Annotated in this window: 18 protein-coding genes and 1 pseudogene; 13 read left to right on the top strand and 6 right to left on the bottom strand. The window is 61.1% G+C overall.

Features of this window, described 5'->3' with window-relative positions:
• From V1280_RS17755 to V1280_RS17745, 3 genes are all read left to right on the top strand, one after another.
• Entirely contained in the window at nucleotides 1–1,029 is a 1,029-nt protein-coding gene (locus tag V1280_RS17755) for an ABC transporter ATP-binding protein (protein WP_334526517.1), read from the top strand.
• Nucleotides 1,026–2,003 (top strand): peptide ABC transporter ATP-binding protein, encoded by a 978-nt coding sequence (locus V1280_RS17750; RefSeq protein WP_334526514.1) that lies wholly within the window; start codon nucleotides 1,026–1,028, stop codon nucleotides 2,001–2,003. The genes V1280_RS17755 and V1280_RS17750 overlap by 4 nt, the downstream gene beginning before the upstream one ends.
• A gap of 1,083 nt (nucleotides 2,004–3,086) precedes the next feature.
• The gene (locus tag V1280_RS17745; protein ID WP_334526511.1) at nucleotides 3,087–3,407 is read left to right on the top strand and encodes a hypothetical protein; all 321 of its coding nucleotides are present in this window, start codon (nucleotides 3,087–3,089) and stop codon (nucleotides 3,405–3,407) included.
• Between the two features lie 88 nt (nucleotides 3,408–3,495).
• Here the strand turns inward: V1280_RS17745 and V1280_RS17740 are convergent, their stop codons facing one another.
• Together V1280_RS17740 and V1280_RS17735 are read right to left on the bottom strand one after the other, a co-directional pair.
• Entirely contained in the window at nucleotides 3,496–3,678 is a 183-nt protein-coding gene (locus tag V1280_RS17740; RefSeq protein ID WP_135178334.1) for a hypothetical protein, read from the bottom strand.
• A 425-nt stretch (nucleotides 3,679–4,103) separates the two neighbouring features.
• Complete coding sequence (locus tag V1280_RS17735) at nucleotides 4,104–4,538, bottom strand: hypothetical protein (RefSeq protein WP_027548302.1); 435 nt, start codon at nucleotides 4,536–4,538, stop codon at nucleotides 4,104–4,106.
• Nucleotides 4,539–4,726: 188 nt separating this feature from the next.
• Between V1280_RS17735 and V1280_RS17730 the strand changes: the two genes are divergently transcribed.
• The 3 genes from V1280_RS17730 (at nucleotide 4,727) to V1280_RS17720 (ending at nucleotide 6,758) form a co-directional block, all read left to right on the top strand.
• Nucleotides 4,727–5,326, top strand: coding sequence for a hypothetical protein (locus tag V1280_RS17730; RefSeq protein WP_334526506.1), 600 nt, complete (start codon nucleotides 4,727–4,729; stop codon nucleotides 5,324–5,326).
• Between the two features lie 113 nt (nucleotides 5,327–5,439).
• Nucleotides 5,440–6,126: a glycerophosphodiester phosphodiesterase gene (locus V1280_RS17725; RefSeq protein ID WP_334526503.1), complete on the top strand. Its 687-nt coding sequence runs from the start codon at nucleotides 5,440–5,442 to the stop codon at nucleotides 6,124–6,126.
• Nucleotides 6,127–6,464: 338 nt separating this feature from the next.
• Nucleotides 6,465–6,758 (top strand): GYD domain-containing protein, encoded by a 294-nt coding sequence (locus V1280_RS17720; RefSeq protein WP_027548304.1) that lies wholly within the window; start codon nucleotides 6,465–6,467, stop codon nucleotides 6,756–6,758.
• 204 nt (nucleotides 6,759–6,962) lie between these two features.
• Here V1280_RS17720 and V1280_RS17715 read toward each other — a convergent pair whose 3' ends face one another.
• Both V1280_RS17715 and V1280_RS17710 read right to left on the bottom strand, forming a co-directional pair.
• Nucleotides 6,963–7,163 (bottom strand): DUF6494 family protein, encoded by a 201-nt coding sequence (locus V1280_RS17715; RefSeq protein ID WP_027548237.1) that lies wholly within the window; start codon nucleotides 7,161–7,163, stop codon nucleotides 6,963–6,965.
• A 298-nt stretch (nucleotides 7,164–7,461) separates the two neighbouring features.
• The gene (locus V1280_RS17710; RefSeq protein ID WP_334526496.1) at nucleotides 7,462–8,277 is read right to left on the bottom strand and encodes a DUF3658 domain-containing protein; all 816 of its coding nucleotides are present in this window, start codon (nucleotides 8,275–8,277) and stop codon (nucleotides 7,462–7,464) included.
• Between the two features lie 569 nt (nucleotides 8,278–8,846).
• Between V1280_RS17710 and V1280_RS17705 the strand changes: the two genes are divergently transcribed.
• The 4 genes from V1280_RS17705 (at nucleotide 8,847) to V1280_RS17690 (ending at nucleotide 12,601) form a co-directional block, all read left to right on the top strand.
• Complete coding sequence (locus V1280_RS17705) at nucleotides 8,847–9,158, top strand: PilZ domain-containing protein (RefSeq protein ID WP_334526493.1); 312 nt, start codon at nucleotides 8,847–8,849, stop codon at nucleotides 9,156–9,158.
• A 346-nt stretch (nucleotides 9,159–9,504) separates the two neighbouring features.
• Complete coding sequence (locus tag V1280_RS17700) at nucleotides 9,505–10,845, top strand: adenylate/guanylate cyclase domain-containing protein (protein WP_334526490.1); 1,341 nt, start codon at nucleotides 9,505–9,507, stop codon at nucleotides 10,843–10,845.
• Nucleotides 10,846–11,414: 569 nt separating this feature from the next.
• Nucleotides 11,415–12,089, top strand: a complete 675-nt coding sequence (gene tenA, locus V1280_RS17695; RefSeq protein ID WP_334526487.1) for a thiaminase II — start codon at nucleotides 11,415–11,417, stop codon at nucleotides 12,087–12,089.
• A 311-nt stretch (nucleotides 12,090–12,400) separates the two neighbouring features.
• A complete protein-coding gene (locus V1280_RS17690; protein WP_057848204.1) occupies nucleotides 12,401–12,601 on the top strand; it encodes a hypothetical protein in 201 nt (66 codons plus the stop codon).
• A gap of 476 nt (nucleotides 12,602–13,077) precedes the next feature.
• Here the strand turns inward: V1280_RS17690 and V1280_RS17685 are convergent, their stop codons facing one another.
• Together V1280_RS17685 and V1280_RS17680 are read right to left on the bottom strand one after the other, a co-directional pair.
• A complete protein-coding gene (locus tag V1280_RS17685; RefSeq protein WP_334526482.1) occupies nucleotides 13,078–16,365 on the bottom strand; it encodes a UvrD-helicase domain-containing protein in 3,288 nt (1,095 codons plus the stop codon).
• Complete coding sequence (locus tag V1280_RS17680) at nucleotides 16,362–17,561, bottom strand: PD-(D/E)XK nuclease family protein (RefSeq protein ID WP_334526479.1); 1,200 nt, start codon at nucleotides 17,559–17,561, stop codon at nucleotides 16,362–16,364. The genes V1280_RS17685 and V1280_RS17680 overlap by 4 nt, the downstream gene beginning before the upstream one ends.
• Before the next feature lie 1,021 nt (nucleotides 17,562–18,582).
• Here V1280_RS17680 and V1280_RS17675 point away from each other — a divergent pair.
• From V1280_RS17675 to V1280_RS17665, 3 genes and pseudogenes are all read left to right on the top strand, one after another.
• Nucleotides 18,583–19,218, top strand: coding sequence for a hypothetical protein (locus V1280_RS17675; RefSeq protein WP_334526476.1), 636 nt, complete (start codon nucleotides 18,583–18,585; stop codon nucleotides 19,216–19,218).
• A 248-nt stretch (nucleotides 19,219–19,466) separates the two neighbouring features.
• Nucleotides 19,467–20,234, top strand: a pseudogene (opgC, locus tag V1280_RS17670) (OpgC domain-containing protein); the annotation flags it as partial.
• Nucleotides 20,235–20,303: 69 nt separating this feature from the next.
• Nucleotides 20,304–20,525, top strand: a complete 222-nt coding sequence (locus tag V1280_RS17665; RefSeq protein ID WP_334526473.1) for a hypothetical protein — start codon at nucleotides 20,304–20,306, stop codon at nucleotides 20,523–20,525.
• The last annotated feature ends 443 nt before the right edge of the window (nucleotides 20,526–20,968 follow it).

The following is a 20,968-nucleotide window of genomic DNA, read 5'->3' as shown; positions in this document are numbered from 1 at the left end:
ATGCCGCTGCTCGAGATTGAAAATCTATCGGTTGAGTTTCCATCCCAGAACGGGATGGTGCGCGCCGTGGATGGCGTCAACATCACGCTCGAAAAAGGCGAGGTACTGGGAATCGTCGGCGAATCCGGCTCCGGCAAGAGCGTCGGCATGTTGGCCCTGATGGGACTCGTGCCCTATCCGGGGCGTGTCCGAGCCGACAAGCTGCTGTTCGAGGGGCGGAATCTGCAGACTTTGTCCGACCGCGAGCGGCGCGCGCTCACCGGCAAGGACGTCGCGATGATCTTCCAGGAGCCGACGACATCGCTCAATCCCTCTTTCACGATCGGCTATCAGTTGGCCGAGACGTTGCACGTCCATGAAGGGATGGATCGCAAGGCCGCGCGGCGCCGCGTAATCGAGCTCTTGGAGCAAGTCGGCATTCCGGCCCCGGAGAGCCGGCTGTCGGCCTACCCGCACCAGCTCTCGGGCGGCATGAATCAACGCGTCATGATTGCGATGGCGATCGCCTGCAATCCGAAGCTCCTGATCGCGGATGAGCCGACGACGGCGCTCGATGTCACCATTCAGGCGCAGATCCTCGATCTTCTGCTGTCTCTGCAAGGCGATCGTGGCATGGCGCTGATCCTCATCACGCATAACATGGGTGTGGTTTCGGACACGACTGAGCGAGTCGCCGTCATGTATGCGGGACAGATCATGGAACAGCGCCCGACGCAGAGCCTGTTTGCGTCGCCGCAGCATCCCTATACAGCCGCGTTGCTGGCGGCACGCCCGGAGGCGAGTGATGGCGGACGGCTCGCCACCATTCCTGGCGTGGTGCCGGGGCTCCATGATCGACCGCCGGGGTGCCTGTTTAGTCCGCGTTGCATCCATGCAACGCCGCTGGCCGACAAGGTGCGTCCCGATCTGCGCCCCTGGATGGACGGCCTGATCCGTTGTCATTATCCGCTCGGCGATCCGACACGGGATGAGCGCATCGCGGCCGATGGGGGCGGCGCGTCGATCCTCAAGCGCGAGTCCGTGTCATGACGGCGCTTGTCACCGCCACCGATCTGAGGCGCAGTTACGAGATCAAGCAGGGCTGGTTTCGCCCACCGGCGCATCTGCAGGCCGTGGGCGGAGTATCGTTCGCGCTTGAAGCCGGCAAGACGCTGGCGGTCGTCGGCGAATCCGGTTGCGGCAAGTCGACGCTCGCAAGGCTTGTGACTCTCATCGAGAAACCGAGCGCCGGCACGCTGATGCTCGACGGCGTCGATGCGGTCAATCCTCCGGCCAGCGCTGTGAAGACATTGCGCCGCACCGTGCAGATCGTGTTTCAAAACCCCTATGGGTCGCTCAACCCCCGCAAGCGCGTTGGCCACATACTCGAAGAGCCGCTGATCATCAACACCAGACTTTCCAAGCAAGACCGGCGGGCGCAGGCCCTCGACATGATGGCGAAGGTCGGGCTGCGACCGGAGCAATATGGCCGCTATCCGCACATGTTCTCGGGTGGCCAGCGTCAGCGCATCGCAATCGCGCGCGCCTTGATGCTGCGGCCGAAGCTGCTCGTTGCCGATGAGCCTGTGTCCGCGCTCGACATGTCGGTGCAGGCGCAGGTTCTCAACCTCCTGGTCGATCTGCAGCGCGAACTGGGGCTGGCTTATCTCTTCATCTCGCACGATCTCGCCGTGGTGCGTCACATTGCCGAAGACGTGATGATCATGTATCTGGGGATCGCAGTGGAGCATGGGCCGAAAGAGCGCATCTTTGCGCGGTCGTTGCATCCCTATACACAGGCCTTGCTTGACGCGACGCCGGGCCTCGGTCGCAAACGCCAGCGCATCGTTCCGAAGGGCGAGTTGCCTTCGCCGCTCGATCCGCCGAAAGGCTGCGTGTTCTCGACCCGCTGTCCCTATGTGACGGATCTCTGCCGCACGCAGCGTCCGCTCTTGCGCCCGCTCGACGGCCGCCTCGTCGCCTGCCACTACGCCGAGCGTTTCCTGGAAGTACAGGCGGCTTAGAGCCGATTGGCCGTGCCAAGCGATGAACTGAGCGTCCGGTTTCGCAAGCCGCTACGCCGGACAAGCTACGCTGCTTCGTGCGAGAGAACGAAGACGGTTGCGCTGCGCCGCTATGACGTGGCGAGCAGGATGCCCAAAGAATGCGTCTGGCGATGTCCGTTCGCGAGGATAAAGCAGACGTAGGAGCCGGACGGCCTGACTTCCGAGTTTGGCCCGCTGCTGACCTCAGCTTAGGGTGCCGCGAGGTCCGCTTCCTGAAGGTGACCCGAACAGCGCCATGTGTGCCGCCCAAGGCAGCCGTTGACGCGTGTGAGACATGCCGGGGCGGTCTGACGATGTCCGTTCACAGGGGTAGACCGGAAGAGAACGGCACGCGGCCAAAGTGACGATTGGACCCATTGCGGACGCGTTCCCGCCCATTGACCCGAGGTTGTCTGATGACCCATATGCAGGTCGAGGGGGCAGCACATGGTCACTCGCGCATAACCCATCGAGACCGCAGCCTTCGGGTTCTCCAGATGGTTGGCGACTATCTCTCCATGGTGTCAATGATCGCATCAAGCTGGCGAACTAACGTCGATCTATCTCGCCCTTAAGGGGCTTCCCTTTCCACTGTGCTCTCGCTTCCCCCTGATACTGCTCTGAGAGCTTTGCCCTCGGGCGTTGTGGTGGATCAGTTGTGATCTTGATCGCTAATGATCATCGAAAGGGCGCTCAATTGAAAACCTGCTTTTGCCATTTTATCGAATGGGACAGCATCGCTGGCTTGAAGAGCATCGCCGCCAGTCACATGTGATTAAAGATCGGGGATCGTTGACCCGACACAGTGGCAACGCACCCACCGACCTCATTGAAGGTCGTGTGCGTCCAAATAAGAGCGAGCACGGGCTGCGTTCGAGCACCGCTCGACGCAGTACCTCTACGCAAACGCAACGGCACGAGCCGTCGAGGGAAACCTTGGCGGCTTTTTGCGTGTGGCCAGAGTAACCGGAGCGAGTTTGGAAATGGTGATATCGTTGGGGTGTTGAAAGCGTGTGAGGCCGCCCAAGTGAGGCTGGTCTAGCTGGGAGGAAGGGCCATGGAATGGTTTGGCCGGAAAACATCGATAGTGGGTATCCAAATTTCCAATTGGATAGTCGTTCTGGTGGCTCTCGTCGTAATTTGGATTATCTATCGCTCTGCAACGTGATGGTGGCTGCTTCCCCTACGCCGTTGCTCACGGCGCTCCAGCCATTTTGCGATTTCGCCATCGATGCAATGGATCACGCTGGCAAGGTGCGTGTCGGCGGGCTTGACGTTGCCGTAGCAGACGATGACGTCGACAGTCGGCAGCGTAGCCGACCGATGTCTGCCTTCGGGGGTAATACAGACATCCCATTTCAGGGGCGCCACGACCGTTTTTGACCCATCTGCGACATTGGGCAGCACTCAAGAAAGTGTACGACCTCACTTGATCGGCGGAATGGTTCGCCCAGGCGGCGATGTCCTGAGCTTACCCGCTAATGTTCAACTGCCGCTGCACGTCAGCGATGAGTTGCTTCACGTCCTGATGGCCACCGTTGTTGAGGGTGATGCGCGTGCCTTGTCCGTCGGGCAGTGGCGTGGCGGTCACGATCCTATCCGTGTTGATGACGATGGGCTGATCGTCCGGTTGCGTGAACTGCACGAATGCCATGAAAGATGGATCCTGTCTGGTGGGCGCGAGCCGCGCGCGGCGCCCCGAAACCTGCGACGCGCGGGCGTCAAGGTCAAGCCCGTGTAACCGAAAACGTAAAGGCGAGGCGCTTCAAATAGCTTGCGGCGTTTATGCCCGCTCCACCCGACGCGCCGCCTCGCTTCCCGTTGAGGGCAGCACTCATCTACGGGGTTGCGGAATGACCGCTGTTGGCACAGATGCGAAGTGCGCGATGTCCGCTATTTGGTCGCTGTCAGGAAAAGCGGACGTCGCGGACATCGCGTTTTTGTAGATGCGGAGGTCATACGAGGCGGGTCGCTGCTAGAGGTGGCGTGGCGGGCGCGGTAGAGAAGCTTGGCGAGCCGCCCAGGTTCCGCGCGGTTGCTGTGAGCGCATTTCGTCCCGCACACAATCCGCGGGCGATTTTACTGCGTCAGATATCTATATGCGACAATCAGAGCCACCATGCTCGCGAAAATCAGCAGTGCCGAGAGGGATTTTCGGATCATTGGCCTCGTCGAATGGCGCGCAGCCGATGGAGCGGGCTGAGGTTTAGGCCGTCTCTGGAAGCGCACGACTTTGCCCTCTGTCGTTGGTGTGCGGGCCTTTGGTTCCGGGGCCGCGCCCACGCCTCCCATCTCGCTGTAATAAGCGCTGTAGACCTCGCGAACGGCCAGGGCCGTGGACTCGGCCTCGCTCATCGTCTCGAGTCGGGTTCGATAGTTAGTCAGAAAGCCCTGTGCGTTTGACGGAAGGTCATCGAAACCACCGAGCTTGGCCATCATGAGCCAAGTGGCAAAATCCGCCTCGGCCTTCGTGCGAGCTTTCTTGGCGATACTGGCGTTGGAGCTAGAGGACATGGTGGTCCGATTGGTTCGCCCGCCCAAACTTGCCGGCGTTCATGGCTATCGTTGGACAGTTCGCTTAGGTATCTCGGTTGACGTCAAGTGTCCCGCCTCGCGCCTGGTTTGGCGCGCCAGTGATTTGCCCTGACGCCGAAGCCGCCAAGCGCGCTGGACCAAATTAAGGGGCTTGCCCGCCGGCATCGTTGATCCGACCAATCTACTCCTTTGCCGAAGTCGTGTATCTTGAACGAGCCGAAAAGCTCGCTCATAAAACCGTCATTGAAAGGTTGGTGGCCGTGGTCCGAAGCAAAAATGCCTCGCCAACTTGGAACGATGTTAGGACCGTGCTCTTAGACTTCGATCGCGCAGGCCTTCGGGGACTGGTGCAAGACCTCTACACTGCGAGCAAAGAGAACCGAGCATTCTTGCACGCCCGCTTGGGCTTGGGTCATGATCAGCTCCAGCCCTTCAAAGCAAATATTTCTACCTGGATATGCCCAGTCTTAATGAACAACCAGGCCGTGTCGGTTTCAAAAGCCAAGAAGGCGATTGCGGACTACAAGAAAGCGATTGGTCGCCCGGAGGGGATGGCGGAGCTGTCGATATTTTATTGCGAAGAGCCATTCGGCTTTCTAGAATCCTGCAGCATGGAAGATGAAAGCTACTTTGCCGCTCTGATCCCCATGTATGGACGGTCCCTCGAATTTGTATCGAGCTTACCTGCTGCCCAGCGCGCCACCTACCTCGAGCGTCTCGACAAGCTTAGATCACGCGGGAGCCACGTCGGGTGGGGGTCAGGATGACTCAATAGCCTTTGGCACGCTGCCGCTCTGGACGAGCAACAGAGTGAATGACGGCTCCTTCTGTTGGATGAGGTAATCGACGAAGCGCCGCGAACATTCTACGGGGAGATTGCATGGCGCGCGAAGCTTGGCTTTACGGACTCGTCATGAAGCTTATTGCGCATCGTGGATGGTCCGCGGGTCCGGGTGAAAACTCGCTCGCCGCGTTCGCACGTGCCGCCCATGACGGCAGAATATCTGGTGTCGAATTCGACGTCTGCCTTGCAGCGGATTCCGACACATTGGTGGTGTCACACGACCCGCCGCGTCCTGTCGAGAATGCGCTTACCCTTGATGCGGCACTGTCGCTTCTTTCACCAACTGACTTTGAACTGTTTGTGGAGGTGAAGGAGACGGGACTTGTCTCTAGAGTCATCGAGAGGCTGGTTGCGCGCAACGTGGCCGGTCGCTCAGTCGTATTTGCCTTTGCCGCCGTCGCAAGATCCTTTCCGTGGGAGGCTGCGCGACCGGTGCGCCTGAGCATCATCGTCATGTACCCGTCGAACCTGAATCGTGCAGTGCGCAGGTATGCGCCGGATGTCCTCCTGCTCGGCTGGGACGCGCGCGCTTGGACGCGAGTCGCTTTTCGCGCCTGGTGGTCCGTTTTCTCGCTTGAGCAGCTTGCGCGACGCCACCACGTGCCGGTTCTGGTAGGAATCGTGCAACGCATGGACGACCTTCATTGGCTCTCGCGGCAGCGCCTCTACGGGGCGGTTGCCGACGTCGACCGCACTATCGGCCGCAGCGCCAGACCTGATTAGGCCGGCGCAAACCCGTTCTTCGCCCGTGAAATATTCGAAAGCGGCTGACAGATCGGCCTGATCTGGCGTGGTCGGCTTTTTCGGTGACGTCGCCTTTTGGCCCTAAACGACGGTTTGCGCGACGCCTGAATATTTCCGAAGTTGAGGGTAGTCCGCACTTTGGCTGCTAACGGCGCTAAACCGGACGCCACGCGGATAGCCCAATTCGGTCGAGAATGACCCCGCCACTTCGAGGCGCCCTGAGGGGATCTTGGTGGTTGGGCGGGGTCAGGCAGTGTGGCATAATCCACGACGTGGACCCGTTAAGTCCATTGCTTCTTTGTCAAAGGAGAATCGCCATGTCCACGTACATGCTTCTCTGCAATTTCACCGAGCAAGGTGTTCGGACCATCAAGGAAATGCCGCAGCGTCGAGCGGCCGCCAGGGAGTTGGGCAAAAAGTTTGGCGTTGACATCAAGGCCGGCTATCTCGCCATGGGAACATATGACCTCATCATCCACACCGAGGCCACCGACGATGAGGCCATGGCCAAGTTTCTCTTGTCGCTGGCCGCCATCGGGAACGTACGGACGACGTCGGTCAAGGTGTTCCCGGAAGCGGACGTTGACAAGATCATCGCGGGACTTGCGTAAGCTTAACGCAAATCAAAACGAAGGTCAGCTGTTGGCACATAACGTCGGCCAGCGCAGCGACATGTCTGAAGTTGACGGTAGACCGGAAATGACAAGCCGACCTTCAAAACAACGCTAATGACCCGAAGGCGACGTTCGGCCGGCGCCCGCAATGATAGCCTTCGTGAGGATCAGGGCCATGACTTCCCACAGCCGGGACAATCGTCAGAGCGCGACTGTTTCCTCGACCACATGTTTCAGCGGCGTCCCCTCAGCTGACAGGGTCATTCGCAGTTTGAGCTTGCCACCCTTCACCTCCCCGCTACGCACTAGGTTCTCAATTTCACGCTGCGATGTAACTCCGACATGCTTCAGAAATTTACGGATAGCCATATTGAAGCGGTCTTCATCGAACTCGGCGGTCATGGCTGTTCTCCCTGGTCGGGCAGGCAAAGTCTAACACGAGGCGAGCAATGACGAAACATCGAGGCCCCGCTCGCGTCGCCGCCGACTTCCTCCTCAACCTGATTGCCTGCAACCTCGGCCCGAAGCTGAAGACTACACCTGGAAGCGAAAGTCTCACTCAGTGGAGTGCTTCCGCTCGTGGCCCATCAGCGAAGTGGCGGCACGCCTCCTTGAGGTCCGTTCAACAGGGCATAGCGGACGGAATTTGCTCAGGTTGAGTTTTTCGCATTTTGACCCATCAGCGACATGAGCCCTTCAGTTATGAGGAGCCCGACTGATCGGATAACCGCAGTTCGCTATTCTGAATGTTAGATAGGTCTCCCCGAAATTCTAGACGGCCAGCGCCAGCAAGTGCGCGGGCACGCGCGCACAAGACTAGATCGCCGGTCTGTAGCACTGACGTCTCCCAGAACTCTGAGAGCGCTTTTCCTATGACCCTTGCCGCCTTTTGCCATTCGGGCGTTGAGCACGACAACAGGAGCGGGTCAAAGAATGAAAGCGGCGCGGACACAAGTTCACCTTCGCTGAGGATGCGCAGTGGTGCATTTTCGGTCCTAAGGCGTCCCCATAATTCTCGATACTGAGCGCGTAGGACCGCCGTGAGTGTTTCAGTGCGATCAAGCAGTTCGTATTGGAGGATCTTGTGTGGAGGCAATGTCCCGAGGCTAATTGCGAAGTGTCGCTCGGTCAGCCCAGCGCCATTTCCTGCCACCGTGACGTCGGTGAGATCGACAACTTCGATTGGCTCTTCGTCAAGCCGCCACAGCCACTCGAGGAAACCCGCATATTCTTGCGCTGATCGTCTCGACAGCCACGCGACCCTTCGACTGCTGGTCGACAGCGCCGCGGACCAGAAGGAAGTTGCTTCGCTGACAACGTTCTCCCAGCCCGCATAGTCGAGTTCCGTTTCAACCCACTCCCTGCGCAACTCGGGATCGGGTGGGTTGATCGGGCCGAAACTGAGGCAGTCGGAAAGGCCGACCACGCGTTCGTCGCGGCCTGCCCGTCGTAGTGCGTCGCGCAGGCCAGCCGCCGCGGACGAATTGAACACGATATGAAGCGTTGAGGCAGCCATTGCGAGCCTCTCCCGAATGATGGGGTTCTGACATTCTAGAATAGTGCATTGTTACGTGTGCTCTTTTGTCACAATTTAAAATTGGTAAAGAGAAACAAAAAGCTCATGTCTGCCTTTGGCCCATCGCTACCGTTGAAGCCTTGCCATTACATGTCGGTTCAGAGGGGTAAACCGGAAGTTTGCCGCTGGGCGCCAAATCGACGCTTGTGACCCGAAGGCTGACCTTTTGGTCGTTCTGGTCTATCGGCCTGTCAGACGAACCGGCCCAGCAAGATTGCTAACTGTGCATTTCCGAGCCAAAGGTGCTCTCGGTGGCGTGCTTCCCCCCGCTTCGGAGGCAGGACCGTCGCTTGTAAGGTCGGCGGCGAGCCGCCCGAATTGACCACCAATTCCGATCCAATTTTAACAAGACAACAGCGCTGCTTGTTAGCGTAAGCCGCGCAGATCAACGTGCAGGAATTGCCGTTTTCCGGACGTCGGCGGGACCGGGAAACTGACTTCGTAAGTGCGATCGCGGCTGCTGCGATCGTTCGGTTGGGAAGTTACCATTTCATTTGGAGCACCTCGCCATGATCGAACGTCGTGCAACGAAGCGCATACCGCTTAACCTGGCGGCCCGGCTTTCGTTTGGTGAAATTCGCGGGACTCGTCCATGCATGGTGCGCGATATAAGCGCCTTGGGCGCCTGCATCTCCACGCCGTACTACATATTTGCCAAAGAGTTTGTGCTGTCGTTCGACGGCCATTCCGGAATTTTCATCTGCCGCGTCGTGTGGAGAAAGGAGACGCTATGCGGGGTCTCCTTCCTCTTGCGCCGTCGTTCGCCAACATCGGGAACGATCCCGGCGCGCCCACAAATATGGTGCGACTTGATTGCATGATCGGGCGCCGCGACCGGCGTCTCTAGCTTGGAGTTGTCGGCCAAACTCCTTGCGCGCCGACGGGGCTATCTGAAGGCGGCCCATCAGCGAAGTGGCGGCACTTTCAATGAGGTCCGCTCCGTGGGCTATTGCGGACTTGATTTGCCTAGGTTGACTTCTTCTCATTTTGACCCGAAGCAGGCGTCGCGGTCGTACGCGGCGTCACCATCGATTCCCCCAATCGCTGCGGATACCTACCGGCCGTGCGGCGGTCGAGCGCATCAAACTTTCGACTGAATTTCGCTGGCCTGGCGCGGAACGAGGTGCGACACTCGCGCCGCGCGGTCTTGTCACGCAGTAGGCCAACATGGCTGACATCCCGGCCACTCGCTACGTTAAAAGTGACGACGTCCATATTGCCTATCAGGTGGTTGGCGACGGTCCGCGCGACTTGCTGTTCGTCCCGGGTTTTGTCTCCAATGTTGAAGCGCTCTGGCAATCGCCGGCGCGCGCCGCCTTTTTCCGCAGGCTTGCAACGTTTGCGCGGGTCATCATGTTCGATAAGCGCGGCACCGGAATGTCCGATCGTGGCTCCCAGATCTTCACGCTTGAACAGCGGATGCACGACGTGCAGGCGGTGCTGGATCAGGTTGGCTCCCAACGGGCCACCTTGTTCGGAATATCTGAGGGCGGTCCGATGTCGTTGCTCTATGCAGCGACCTATCCCGAGCGCACGTCGGCTCTGGTGCTTTATGGCACCTATGCGCGACGCTCGTGGGCGCCTGACTATACATTCGCATGGACAGATGCGCAGTGGAGCACTTTCCTGGATGACATTGAGCACCACTGGGGCACGACTGATGCAATGAGTTTGCTGATGTGGGCACCCAGCGTTGCCGGGAACAAGCACGCAGTCGAGCAAATCGCTGCCTACTTCAGGGCCTCAGCAAGCCCAGGCGCGGCATCTGCAATCATGCGCATGAACCGGGACATCGATGTCAGAGATATCCTGCCTGTCACGCGCGTACCGACGTTGATTTTACATCGCACCGACGAGCGCGTCATTGACGTGAAGCATGCCCGCTACATGGCCCAGCGGATTCCTGGCGCCAAACTGATTGAGCTCAACGGCGAGGACCATATGGTCTGGGTTGGCAATCAGGATGCAATTCTTGATGAGGTCGAAGAGTTCGTCACCGGGCATCGGCAAGCAGCGGAGCCCGACAGGGTGCTTGCGACTGTGCTGTTCGTCGACATTGCGGGATCGACGGAACGCGCCGCCGCACTCGGCGACGGCGCCTGGCGCGTGCTGCTCGATGCGTTCTATGCCAAAGCTCGGGGCGTCCTCGGCCAGTATCGAGGGCGCGAAATCAACACCGCCGGCGACGGTTTTCTTGCCACGTTCGACGGCCCAGCGCGCGCCGTGCGTTGCGCCAGCGCAATCGGTGATGCGGTGCGCCCGCTCGATCTGAAGGTCCGTTGCGGTTTGCATACTGGCGAGTGCGAATTCGTCGCACACGATATTGTCGGCATTGCCGTACATATTGGCGCGCGTGTAGCGGCACTAGCTGCCCCGGGTGAAGTTTTGGTCTCACAGACGGTTCGCGATCTCGTAGCAGGCTCCGGCTTGACGTTTGAAGAGCGCGGCCGTCACGTTCTCAAAGGCGTGCCCGACGAATGGCGCCTGTTTCGTGCGGTAACGTCTTAGCACGCGTTCACCGCCATGCGGTCAGTGCGCTGAACGACCGCTTCTGGCCCATTGCCAACAACCTAGGCCCGAAAATCTATTTCCGAGATTGAACCCTTAGCGGACGTAGCATTTACCGCGAGGGAAACGCAGCAGTGGACGCGGAGCGCTAATCGTCTTCACGAACGAAAGTGAACGTATCTGGTGCGGTTTCTGGTGCGGCGGTCGCGCCGTGGGCGACGAGAACGAAGTAAGCTATTGATGACGCTGGTGGGCCCGGCAGGACTCGAACCTGCAACCAGACCGTTATGAGCGGCGGGATAATGGCCGCCGCCGTTGATTTTCCTGCGCTTTCCGTGAAATTCGACCACGTTCGTTGCGCTTCGTGCGGGTTGTTTCTGGAGTGAAACTGGTGCGCTTCGTCCGCAATCGAAACTTGGACTTAGAGCATGTGCCTTCTGTTGGTGATAACGTGAGTCGTGCCGGCTGATCGCGGCAGCATGTCAAGGTCAGCGTCCACCCGATTCGCAATGCGCTATCGGTAGTGAGCCAAAGACGGTTATGGAAAAGCAAGCCAGGCGAAAAAGATCGTGAGTTTCTTCGAGCTTTTAAAAACAGAAGCATCCGCTGAGTGGCGGGCCTACACCCAGCATCCCTTCACGAACGGATTGGCAGACGGCTCGCTCCCCGAAGCGGCGTTTCGTCACTACCTCGTTCAGGACTACCTGTTCCTCATCGAGTTTGCTCGCGCCTACGCGCTCTCGGTCTACAAGTCGCCCAAACTTGCCGAATTGCGTGAAGCAGCGGCCGGCCTTTCGGCCATCCTTGATGCCGAGATGAACTTGCATGTGAAGCTCTGTGCAGGTTGGGGTCTATCCCTGAGCGACCTTGAACAAACCCCTCCGGCGGTCGAGATGCTGGCCTATACACGCTACGTGCTCGACGCAGGAATGCGCGGCGATCTGCTGGCACTCAAGGTCGCGCTTGCCCCCTGCGTGATCGGGTACGCGGAGATCGCAACGCGGCTCGCCTCGCAACCCGATGCGGATGCTGCGACGAACTCCTATCGCGTTTGGATCGCCGAGTACGCCGGCGTACCGTACCAGGAGGTCGCGGCAAAAGCGCGGGCGCACATGGAACATCTCGCCGATCTCTACGCCACGCCGGCCCGCGAGGCGGAGCTGATTGCGATCTTCAAGGAAGCCACCCGACTCGAGGCAGACTTCTGGGAGATGGGCTGGCGCGCGGGCCAGCGTGTTGAATAAGTTCGCCAACGCGCCAGTAAGTCATTCGGAAGACGTTAAGCGGGGCTTACTTCAATTGACTTGTGGGCGTCCGGCAACGTTTTGAGCCATACTCTCAAATCGTCCGGCAGGATGATCACCGCTGCTGATCGCCTCGCGAATGGAGGTCAGCCCGATCCCGGTGAGGGCGCTTGCCTCCTCTGGTGAAACCGACAGCCGTTCCGAGAGCGGTACCTTTCACGGATCGGACCAGCATATTGAGTCAACTCATAGAGAGTTGCGCCTCAATGCGGCTGTGCTAGTACGCCCACTCTCGAATCGAGGAGCTAAAAGTGGCGAAGAAAGCAAAGAAGACGGCTACGAAGAAGAAACCTGTGCGTCGCGAATACACAAAGGCTGACGTGAAGGAGCTGCGCGCTCATTCGAAAGCGAAGACTCCGGTTGCAAAAATTGCGAAGCTCACAAAGCGCTCCGAAGGCTCTCTCCGCCAAAAGGCGCTCAAGCTTGGAATCCGGCTCGGTCACCAGCGCTAGAAGGCGGCATCATGACGCTCTTCAATAGAGTGTTCTCGACCAGAATGTTGTTGCAAATCATCTGCGTTCTCGTCGCTGTTGTCGCAATGAAGTTGTTGAGCGCTCATTATGACTTCAGCTGGGCAGCTGCAGTTGGCGGTTGAGTCAAAGAACACCCTGGAAGGTTGAGCAGAAAAGAAGCCCACCAAGTGCGAGCTATCACGCGGCGTTCAAGCGTACGAAGTAATGGCGCCCTTCAGAGCCGCAGGGTGAAGGAGACTACTCAAAAATCTAGCGCGGGCGATTTCCCCATATGTGCGGCAGGATTCGAATCTGCAACCAGACCGTTATGAGCGGCATGGTCTCCCTCACGGACGGCAGTTACCCAATCGGGAGGATCGCCGCTAGAAAGCCATTCTCCAGAAAAAACGGTTCGCCTCAGGCGTTAGCGCCGGGGGGCGCGTCGTGCTTGAGAGGCCGATGTGCGGTCGTGGTCGCTAAGTAAGGCCGATCCAATCGACCTGGCCGGTCGTCATGTACACAATGGCGCCTTTGTGCGCGCCGATGGCCCGAAGATACTGGCCGAGCTGGTTGCGGTAGGCGGCGAATTCGGCATCTTTTGGGGCGACATCGCTTTTCCAGTCGAACACGACGCTGCCTTCGTCGTCGCGCGTGACCGCATCGGCACGGCCCGAGATGAGATCGTCGGCGGATGCGGCCGCGTAGATTGGCACTTCCGCGACCAGCCGCCTGCGATACCTGACGATATCCGGAAGGCGCAGCGTCCTCAACGCGGTCGCGGCGATTTCACTCGCATCGATGGTGGCTCCGGTCGGCGACATTGATACCAATTGAGCGAGCAACTCCGCGGACCTGTTGGTGACGACAGCCGCGTCCTCCTCGATTTCCCCGGAGATCAGCTCCTCCATGACCTTGTGGAGAAGAATGCCGCGAATTCGGCCGCCTTCGATCGCGGCGGCAGGACGGAGCGGCTCGTCCTCGCCTGCGTCCGGCGAAAGGCGCGCGGTGATCACGTCCAGATCGCCGTCGCTGGGCTTGATCCAGCGCACGCGCGGCGCGCCTTCGATGCGCGAGCGTTCTTCCGCGAAGACCTTCGCACTCTGGAGGTTGACGGCCGGGGGCTGCAGCGCGATCGGCGAGCGCGCGAAGCGGCCGATGTCCAGATCCGGGATCGTGTCGAACTTGAAATCCAACAGTTTCGCCCAGGAGGCGTCGTTGCTCCATGTGAAGTCAGGTATCACCAGAAGCTCCATCGCACGCGTACACGCGACGTAGAGCAGCCGCACGTTCTCGTCCTTCTTTTCGGCTTCCTCGGTCCGAAGCGCTTCCCCCAACCCGGGCGGCGCGATCTGACCCAAAGCCCAGTGCAGGCTCTCGTCCCGCCGCCGATGGACGAACGCCTCCGCCCGCCGCGGCATGGAAGAACGGTTGATCGGGATGACGACCGGCCATTCCAATCCCTTCGAACTGTGCACCGTGACAATCTCGATCGATTGGCCGTCGGCCTCGATCATTCCTTCCGGAGACGAAGAACCGCTCGACCATTCGTCGTTGACCTCTCTGGCGAACTGAACGAAGCCGCGCACGTCGTAGCTCCGCGCCCGTTCGATTAGGTCGTCGACGTTTGCGAGAGAGCGTGCGGCCTGATCGGCGCTGCGAGCCGCGACGACGGCGCGAATCCGCAGGCGCTCGATTGCTTCAGCGAGAATCGTCGCCGGCGTCGTCCCGTTGATTCGTCGGCGGAGGTCTCCCAGGATCGACAGCACTTCGCTCGCCACGGGATTTCTGATCGCGGCCAAGTCGGTCCGCAGGGAAAGGCCGGGGACGCGGTCGTCCACCACGGGCAGGTCGACGGAGATATCCAGCAAGTCCTGTTCGGTTAGACCCACGAGCGGACCCCGCAGCAGCGCACCGAGGGCCAGCGTATCCCGCGTATCAGCCAAAGCGCGTATCAAAGCCACGAGATCCTGAGCTTCCTGGCGCTTGAAGAGGTTCTTGCCGGCCTGCGAGGCAAACGGCAGGCCGGCTTCTTCCAGCGCGCGTTCGTATCGCCACAGGTCCGTGGAGACCGGAGCGAGCAGAGCGATGTCGCCCGGTCGCAGGCGCCGTTTCTCGCCGTCGTTGAGCTCGATCTCGAGATTTCCGATCAGTCGCGCGCACACCTCCGCCACGACCTGGGCCTCCTCGTCGCGCGCGCCGTCGACGTTGGTCAGCGGCGGAAGCTGCACGGAGACTTTCGCCACGCACGGAACGCATCGGTCGGCGGCGGCTCTGGTATTGCGAAGCGCGACATACCCCGCGTCCTGGGACGACAGCCGCTCCTCGAAGCAGCGGTTGACGTGGTCCAGTATCTGCCCCCGAGACCTGAAGTTCGCGGTCACCCGCAGGATGTTATCCGGAAATTGCGCCGAGATCGCTTCGCGCACGAGGAGATAAGTCGCCAGATCGGCTCCCCGGAAGCGATAGATGGCTTGTTTCGGATCCCCGACGAGAAAGAGATTCCCGGGGACCAGCGCCCGTTCGTGCCAGGCGCGGTCGTCGTCGGCTTCTCCGCACAGCATGAAGATGATCTCGGCCTGGGTCGGATCCGTGTCCTGGAATTCGTCAACCAACAGATGCTTGAAGCGCAGCGCGGCGGTCGTCCGCACGATGGGATGGCCACGCAGCACGGCCCGGCACGTGAACACGAGATCGTCGAAATCGAGCACGGCCGCCCGCCGCTTGAACGCCTCGTATTCCGTCATGACTTCGTCGAGCTCTGCGGAGAACGTTCCGATGACAGCGGTTGCGATCCGCCCCATCAACGTGCCGTAGGCCTGCCGGCATCGCGCGAAGTGCTCGTCCGCCTCGTCGGCCAGCCGATCGCCGTTCTCCTTGCCGCCCGCCTTCTTCCACAACGTCCGCCGCTGGTATTCCCGGAGGTCGAAGGTTCCTTTTCGCATGATCGGAAGCCAGGCCGGATGCGCCAACTCCCACAGACCTTCGAAATCGGGTAGGGGCTCGAAGCGTCCGCGGAAATGCGTGCCCAAGGACTCTAGCGCGACGATGTCCGGATCGGCTTCGGGCGGCACGTCGACTTCGTCGCACCAGCGGCGGAATTCGCGCACGGATTCCGCGAACTCGAGGTCGGCGTCGGAATCGAGGTCGGCGGGGAGAGGGCGCCCCGACCGATAGCGCCGGCGGAATTTGGCGAAGGTCCGGAGCAATCCTTCGGCGCCGATCGGATCCCGGCGCGCGACGGATGCGATGGGATCGTTCGCCGACGTCGGCGCGTCGCGGTCCAACCTTCCGCGCCACCATCGGTCGAAGATCGCGTCGAAGACGAAATCGGCCTGATCCCCGTCGAGGATCTCCGCGCCGGGATCAATCGCGGCTTCTACCGAATAGGTGCGGAGAAGATCGTGGCAGAAGGAATGTATCGTTCCGCACGTAAGCTCGTCGAGCCGATCCGCCGCGGCGCGCAGCATGGCCTTCTGGCCGTCGCTCGGACCGGACGGCATGGCCGGCCTGAGTTCGTCGGGAATCCGCCCCTGAAGGATTCGCTCGAGGTAGGACGCGATGCGTTGGCGCAGTTCGCCCGCGGCGAGTTCGGTGAAGGTGATGGCCGCGATGGAGCCGGGATCCGTCCCCGCCGCGAGCAGCATCACGACGCGGCCCGCGAGCAGCGACGTCTTTCCGGTGCCGGCCGCGGCCTCTATCAGAAGACACGATTTCAGATCGGTCAGAGCCCTCAGGCGCTCGGCCTCGTCGGATATCTCCGTCACCGGGCGCTCCAGAACCGGGAGATGGCTTCGTTGGCCTTGTTGCTCGCGATCAGCTTGCGTCTTTCGTACCCGGGCGATGCGGGGAGCGCCAATCGTAGATCGTTGGATCTGTCGAACGACAGCCGGCCCGGCGTGACGGTACCGCTTCGGATCATGGCGACGGCAACGTTGATGAAGGCGGCGATTTGCTCGATAGCGGCGTCGAGATCGGGAAGCTTCCGCGGTATCGTTTCGCCGCGCAGGTAGAGCAGTCTGGCGACGATCGCGGGCTCGCCTTCGAGCAATTGCCGGCAGGCGAGACCGTACAGCGCCCGTTGCAGCTCGGAGCCGCCGTCGATCACGATGCGTCCGACGTGCCGCGGTTCTTCGCTGGTCTTATAATCGGTGACGCGGACTGCGTCGCCGGAACTTCGGAGATCCAGACGATCGATGGTACCACGCAAAGTGACAGGCGTGCCGGGCACAGTGACCGGGATCCTCGGGTCCCAAGGCAGCTCGCGCCCCGCGACGAAGGATTCGGGCTGTCCGAACGGCACCTCCGTCCAGCTACGGGTGCCGGCGTCCGATATTTCCTTCCGCATCAATCCCGCAAGGGCCAGAGTCGCGGCGAAGTCCACGGTATTGCGCCATAGCATTGCCGGGGGCACCTGCTGCCGGAGTGGCCATTCGTCCCGCACGGTCCCGACCGCTTCGGCGAGGGCGTTCTCAATCTCGATCTTGGAAGCCGCCGTGTATCCCGGGCCTGGTTCGAGCAGGTCGACTGTACAGCGGAGAAGCTCGTGTACGAGCCTTCCGAAGTCATCGGCTGATATCGTCATCGGCTGCTCGCGGTCGCGCGGCGCGTTCCATCCCAGCGCGTAGCGCCACACGAAACCCAAAGGATCGCGCAGCATTTGACGCAAAGACGTGGGAGACTGAACGCGCTCGATCGCCTTGACGATCGCGGGATGGTTCGCCTCGAACTTGCCGTCGTTGAGCGTAAGCTGCGCGACGTGCCAGTTGCGCCAGCACGTGTCCGCCGCCTTCAGCCGATTCACCTTGGCCGCGTCCTGCGGACGCGCCATGATGCGGTCGGCTTCGTTCCAAGCGTGCTCCGGAACGCGGGCGCGCGAAAGCTGCGTTTCCGACCGATCTTCCAGCAAAGGGCTGCGCCCGACGCGGCTGCCTTGCGCGCTCCGACGGCCGCGCGAGAGCATCGCTCCGCCGGTCGCCGCTTCGAGAACGATATGGAAGTGCCTCCGGTCTGCCTTTGCGACCGGATCGAAGTCCACGATCTCGGCCGACAGGACGTGCTCGGGTAGGATGGCATCGTTGCCCTGACGCCGAGGCCAATTGCGATTGGTCAGGCCGAGCAGCCGGACGAACGGGCGTGGTGCCGCCGCCAGGTCTTTCGCCGAGCACCAGACCACCGAGTCTGCGGCATCGTTCTCGGATTCGAACTTCGCGGACCGTAGCGAGAGCTCGATGGCTTCCGGCGGAGCGCTGCGCAAGGCGGCCTGCCAGAGCTGCAGCGCCCGTCCTTGCAGCAGAAGGCTGGCGGCGTCGGCCGCCGCCGATATTCCTCTTTCGAGCACCCTCGATGATCGGTAGCATCGCTTGCACGCCCGTCAACGCGGCATCGCCCGCTACGGCGGCAGAGATCGCACGCCGCCATTCGTCCGTGCGCGACAAGGTCGCGCCGCGGGGCAGTGCGGTCGGCCATCGTTCGGGCAAGGAATCGAGCGCATTGCGCTCGCCCCGGCAGAGCGAAACGAGGCGTCGCACGCGCTGCTGGTTGAGCCCGCGCTGCAGGACGTCGGCCAACGCCGCGCATCGCTGCCCGTCGCGAGTGGAGAGTGCCGGTATGCCGTGCGGAAAAGCGATCGGGAAACCGGCGTCGGCGGCGAGTGCCCGGAAATAGTCGTCCCAACTCGAGGTCGCGGCCGATACGATCGCGATCTGGCAGGCCCTGGCGGTCCCGGCCGCGATCAGCTGGCGCGCCCACCGTAGGCTCTCGACGACTTCGTGGCGCGGATCGGCGCAGGAAACGACGCTCGGCGCGGCCGGCTCGCCGTCCCTCGGACGGAGGATGTTGCCCCCGAACCATCCGGTTTCCGCGTGTTGGGACGCCAGCCATTCGACCCGGACCTCTCGCGCGAGCGCAAGTATCAGCGGACGCCACAGCGGCGGGATCATGGATAAACGTTCGATCGTCGTCGGGCCGATCAGGCGGCCGGCATGCCGGATCCTAGCGAGCGCCGCGTCGCGCAGATCGACGGGAGACGCCATGGCCATCGGAAGCGCGCGGCGCACGCGGGACTCGATCGTGGCCAGGTCGTCGAGGCGAGCGACCGAGGTCTCCGCCGACCGGATGTGTACGTCGGCGTCCCAGACCTTGCGCAGTGCCCGCGAAACCGCCCGTGTCATTCCCGGCAGGTCCCGAACCGCTTCGATCTCACGGAAACCGCCCTCTTCGAGAGCCGCCTGGACGGTACGGTCGAGGTGCTCGGAGGTGATGGGCGATCGGAAGCCTCCGGCGAGCCGCGCGGCGAGCTGGGGAAGCGTCAGGATCTGCAGCCCGCTTTCGCCGGAACGCGCGGCGTCGGCGCGCCGCATCTGAAACCCCAGCGGGCTTCCGACGATGGATGTGCGGATTTCGACCATATGGCTGCGCAGACCCTCGCGACTCGTACCGGCAGCGTCATCCTATCACTCCGGACTTTGCCGAAACCCGGAAACGGCACGGATTTCCGTCGATCCAGCGATCGCTTGCTTGCACGCGCGGGACCGGTACGAACAAAAAGCGCACGTGCTTGGTGCGGTGTCTGGTGCGGTCGTCGCGCAGCTAGCAACGAGAACGCAGCAAATCATTGATTCTCTGGGCCCGGCAGGAGTCGAACCTGCAACTAGGCCAACCTGACCTCGTACAGGGCAGGGCCCTTACTCAGCGGTTGAGCCAAAAGGCACTTTTGCGCACGAAATGCACCTCGACTCGTCTTTGACCTCTGTAACCCATTGAAATCGCGGAAAATGTGAACGCCCTCCGAGCGCACCAGAAACCCACGTTTGCCAGTCGACCGTATCCGCACAAGCGACACACAGAGCCGCGTGAGTTGATAGCCAACGGCCACTGGTTCTTCAATCCGCTGGCCTGGCAACTGCCGCTTGTGCTTGGCGCGTGGTGGATCATCGAGGGCAAGAGCTTCCGGCCGTGGGTGACCTCACGCGCCGCGCTTGCGCCTGCCGTTCTTTATCTGGTGTTCAGCCTCATCATCGCATTGAGCTGGAGCATCAAACCGCTGGAAGCGCTGGTCCCCCAGGCGCTGCTGACGCTGCTTTACCCGATCGACAAATCGAATCTAGCTCCATTGCGACTGCTGCATTTCTTGGCCCGTGCGGTTTTGGCCGTATGGCTCGTGCCTCGCGATTGGCGAGGGCTGACGACGGCGGTCATGCATGGCGCCATTCGCTGCGGCCAGAACTCGCTGCCTATCTACTGCCTCGGCGTTCTGCTGACGCTGGCCAGCCACCTGGCGCTGCTCGACATCTCGGATGGGCTGACGATGCAGATCGCGCTCAGTGTTGGTGGCGTCCTGGTGATGATCGTGGCGGCGACGCTGCTGAATTTGATCAAGATCAAACCCAGGCAGCAGCCGTACGCGAAGGCCGTCGAACGGCCAACCAGGTTTGAGCTGGTCATCAATCCCATGACAGCCCGGGCGCTCGGCGTTGACATTCCGCCCGCGCTACTCGCCTGTGCCGACGAGGTTGATCAACTAAAGATGCTGTTTGCTCCGGTGCGCGAGTCCGGCTGCGGCGCTGATCCAGTGCAAGCAATCGCGCACGCCTTCGGGCCACCAGCGAAAAATCTGGGTCAGGATGTGAATTAGATCACAAGGACCACAAGGACTGCGGAGCCTGCCCCTTAATCTTCCGGCCATCGTACAGGAGCCAAGGCCATGATTTCCCACCCCAGGACCCACAAGGGAGCGGTGCTGATCGCGGCGTGCGTGACGTTTGCCTGCGCAGCGGCAGCATTACTGTCGGTCAACCTGACGTCACCCACCAGCGCCGCGCTTGGCACTGACTCGCAGTGCAGCCGGTTTGCGCTCGTATTCACGACCTGCACGCCGGTGCGTGCACACGAGACCGTTTTCACTGGCCTGCGCAAGCGGACCTAGTACACCACAAACCGGACACCATGCTGCGAATGTCTGCTTAAATCAGCGGACACACCCTGCGAGGGCTCCGTTCCTAATTTGAGTCGGTCTGCCGAACGCTCGGCCAACTCCAACAGCTGCTTGGTCTGGCGCTCGGTTGGAAACTTCGGCGGATGAAATGATATGCCATCTTGGTCAGGAATTCCTGGAACCAACGATCCCATGCGTGGCCGCACCGATCATGAGAACGCAACGTTGGCGCGGTGCATGGCCGGCGACTCCGGGTTCTTCACCTTGGTTCAACGCGGTGATAAGCCAGCCCGATAAGGCCGATCCCGGTGCTTGGAGACCAAGTTCAATGCCTGCTACTGCTCGGGTCCAATTGCCCGAACGCATTATCCACCTGCCGCAACGCCTCGACTTGCTCGCAAAGTAACCTCAAACCTTGGCCTGCATTGCTGCAC

The sequence above is a fragment of the Bradyrhizobium sp. AZCC 2230 genome (assembly GCF_036924495.1).
In the GTDB taxonomy this organism is placed as follows: domain Bacteria; phylum Pseudomonadota; class Alphaproteobacteria; order Rhizobiales; family Xanthobacteraceae; genus Bradyrhizobium; species Bradyrhizobium rifense.
Note: the sequence above shows the minus strand (reverse complement) of the source record. Positions and strands in the feature narration are given on the sequence as shown.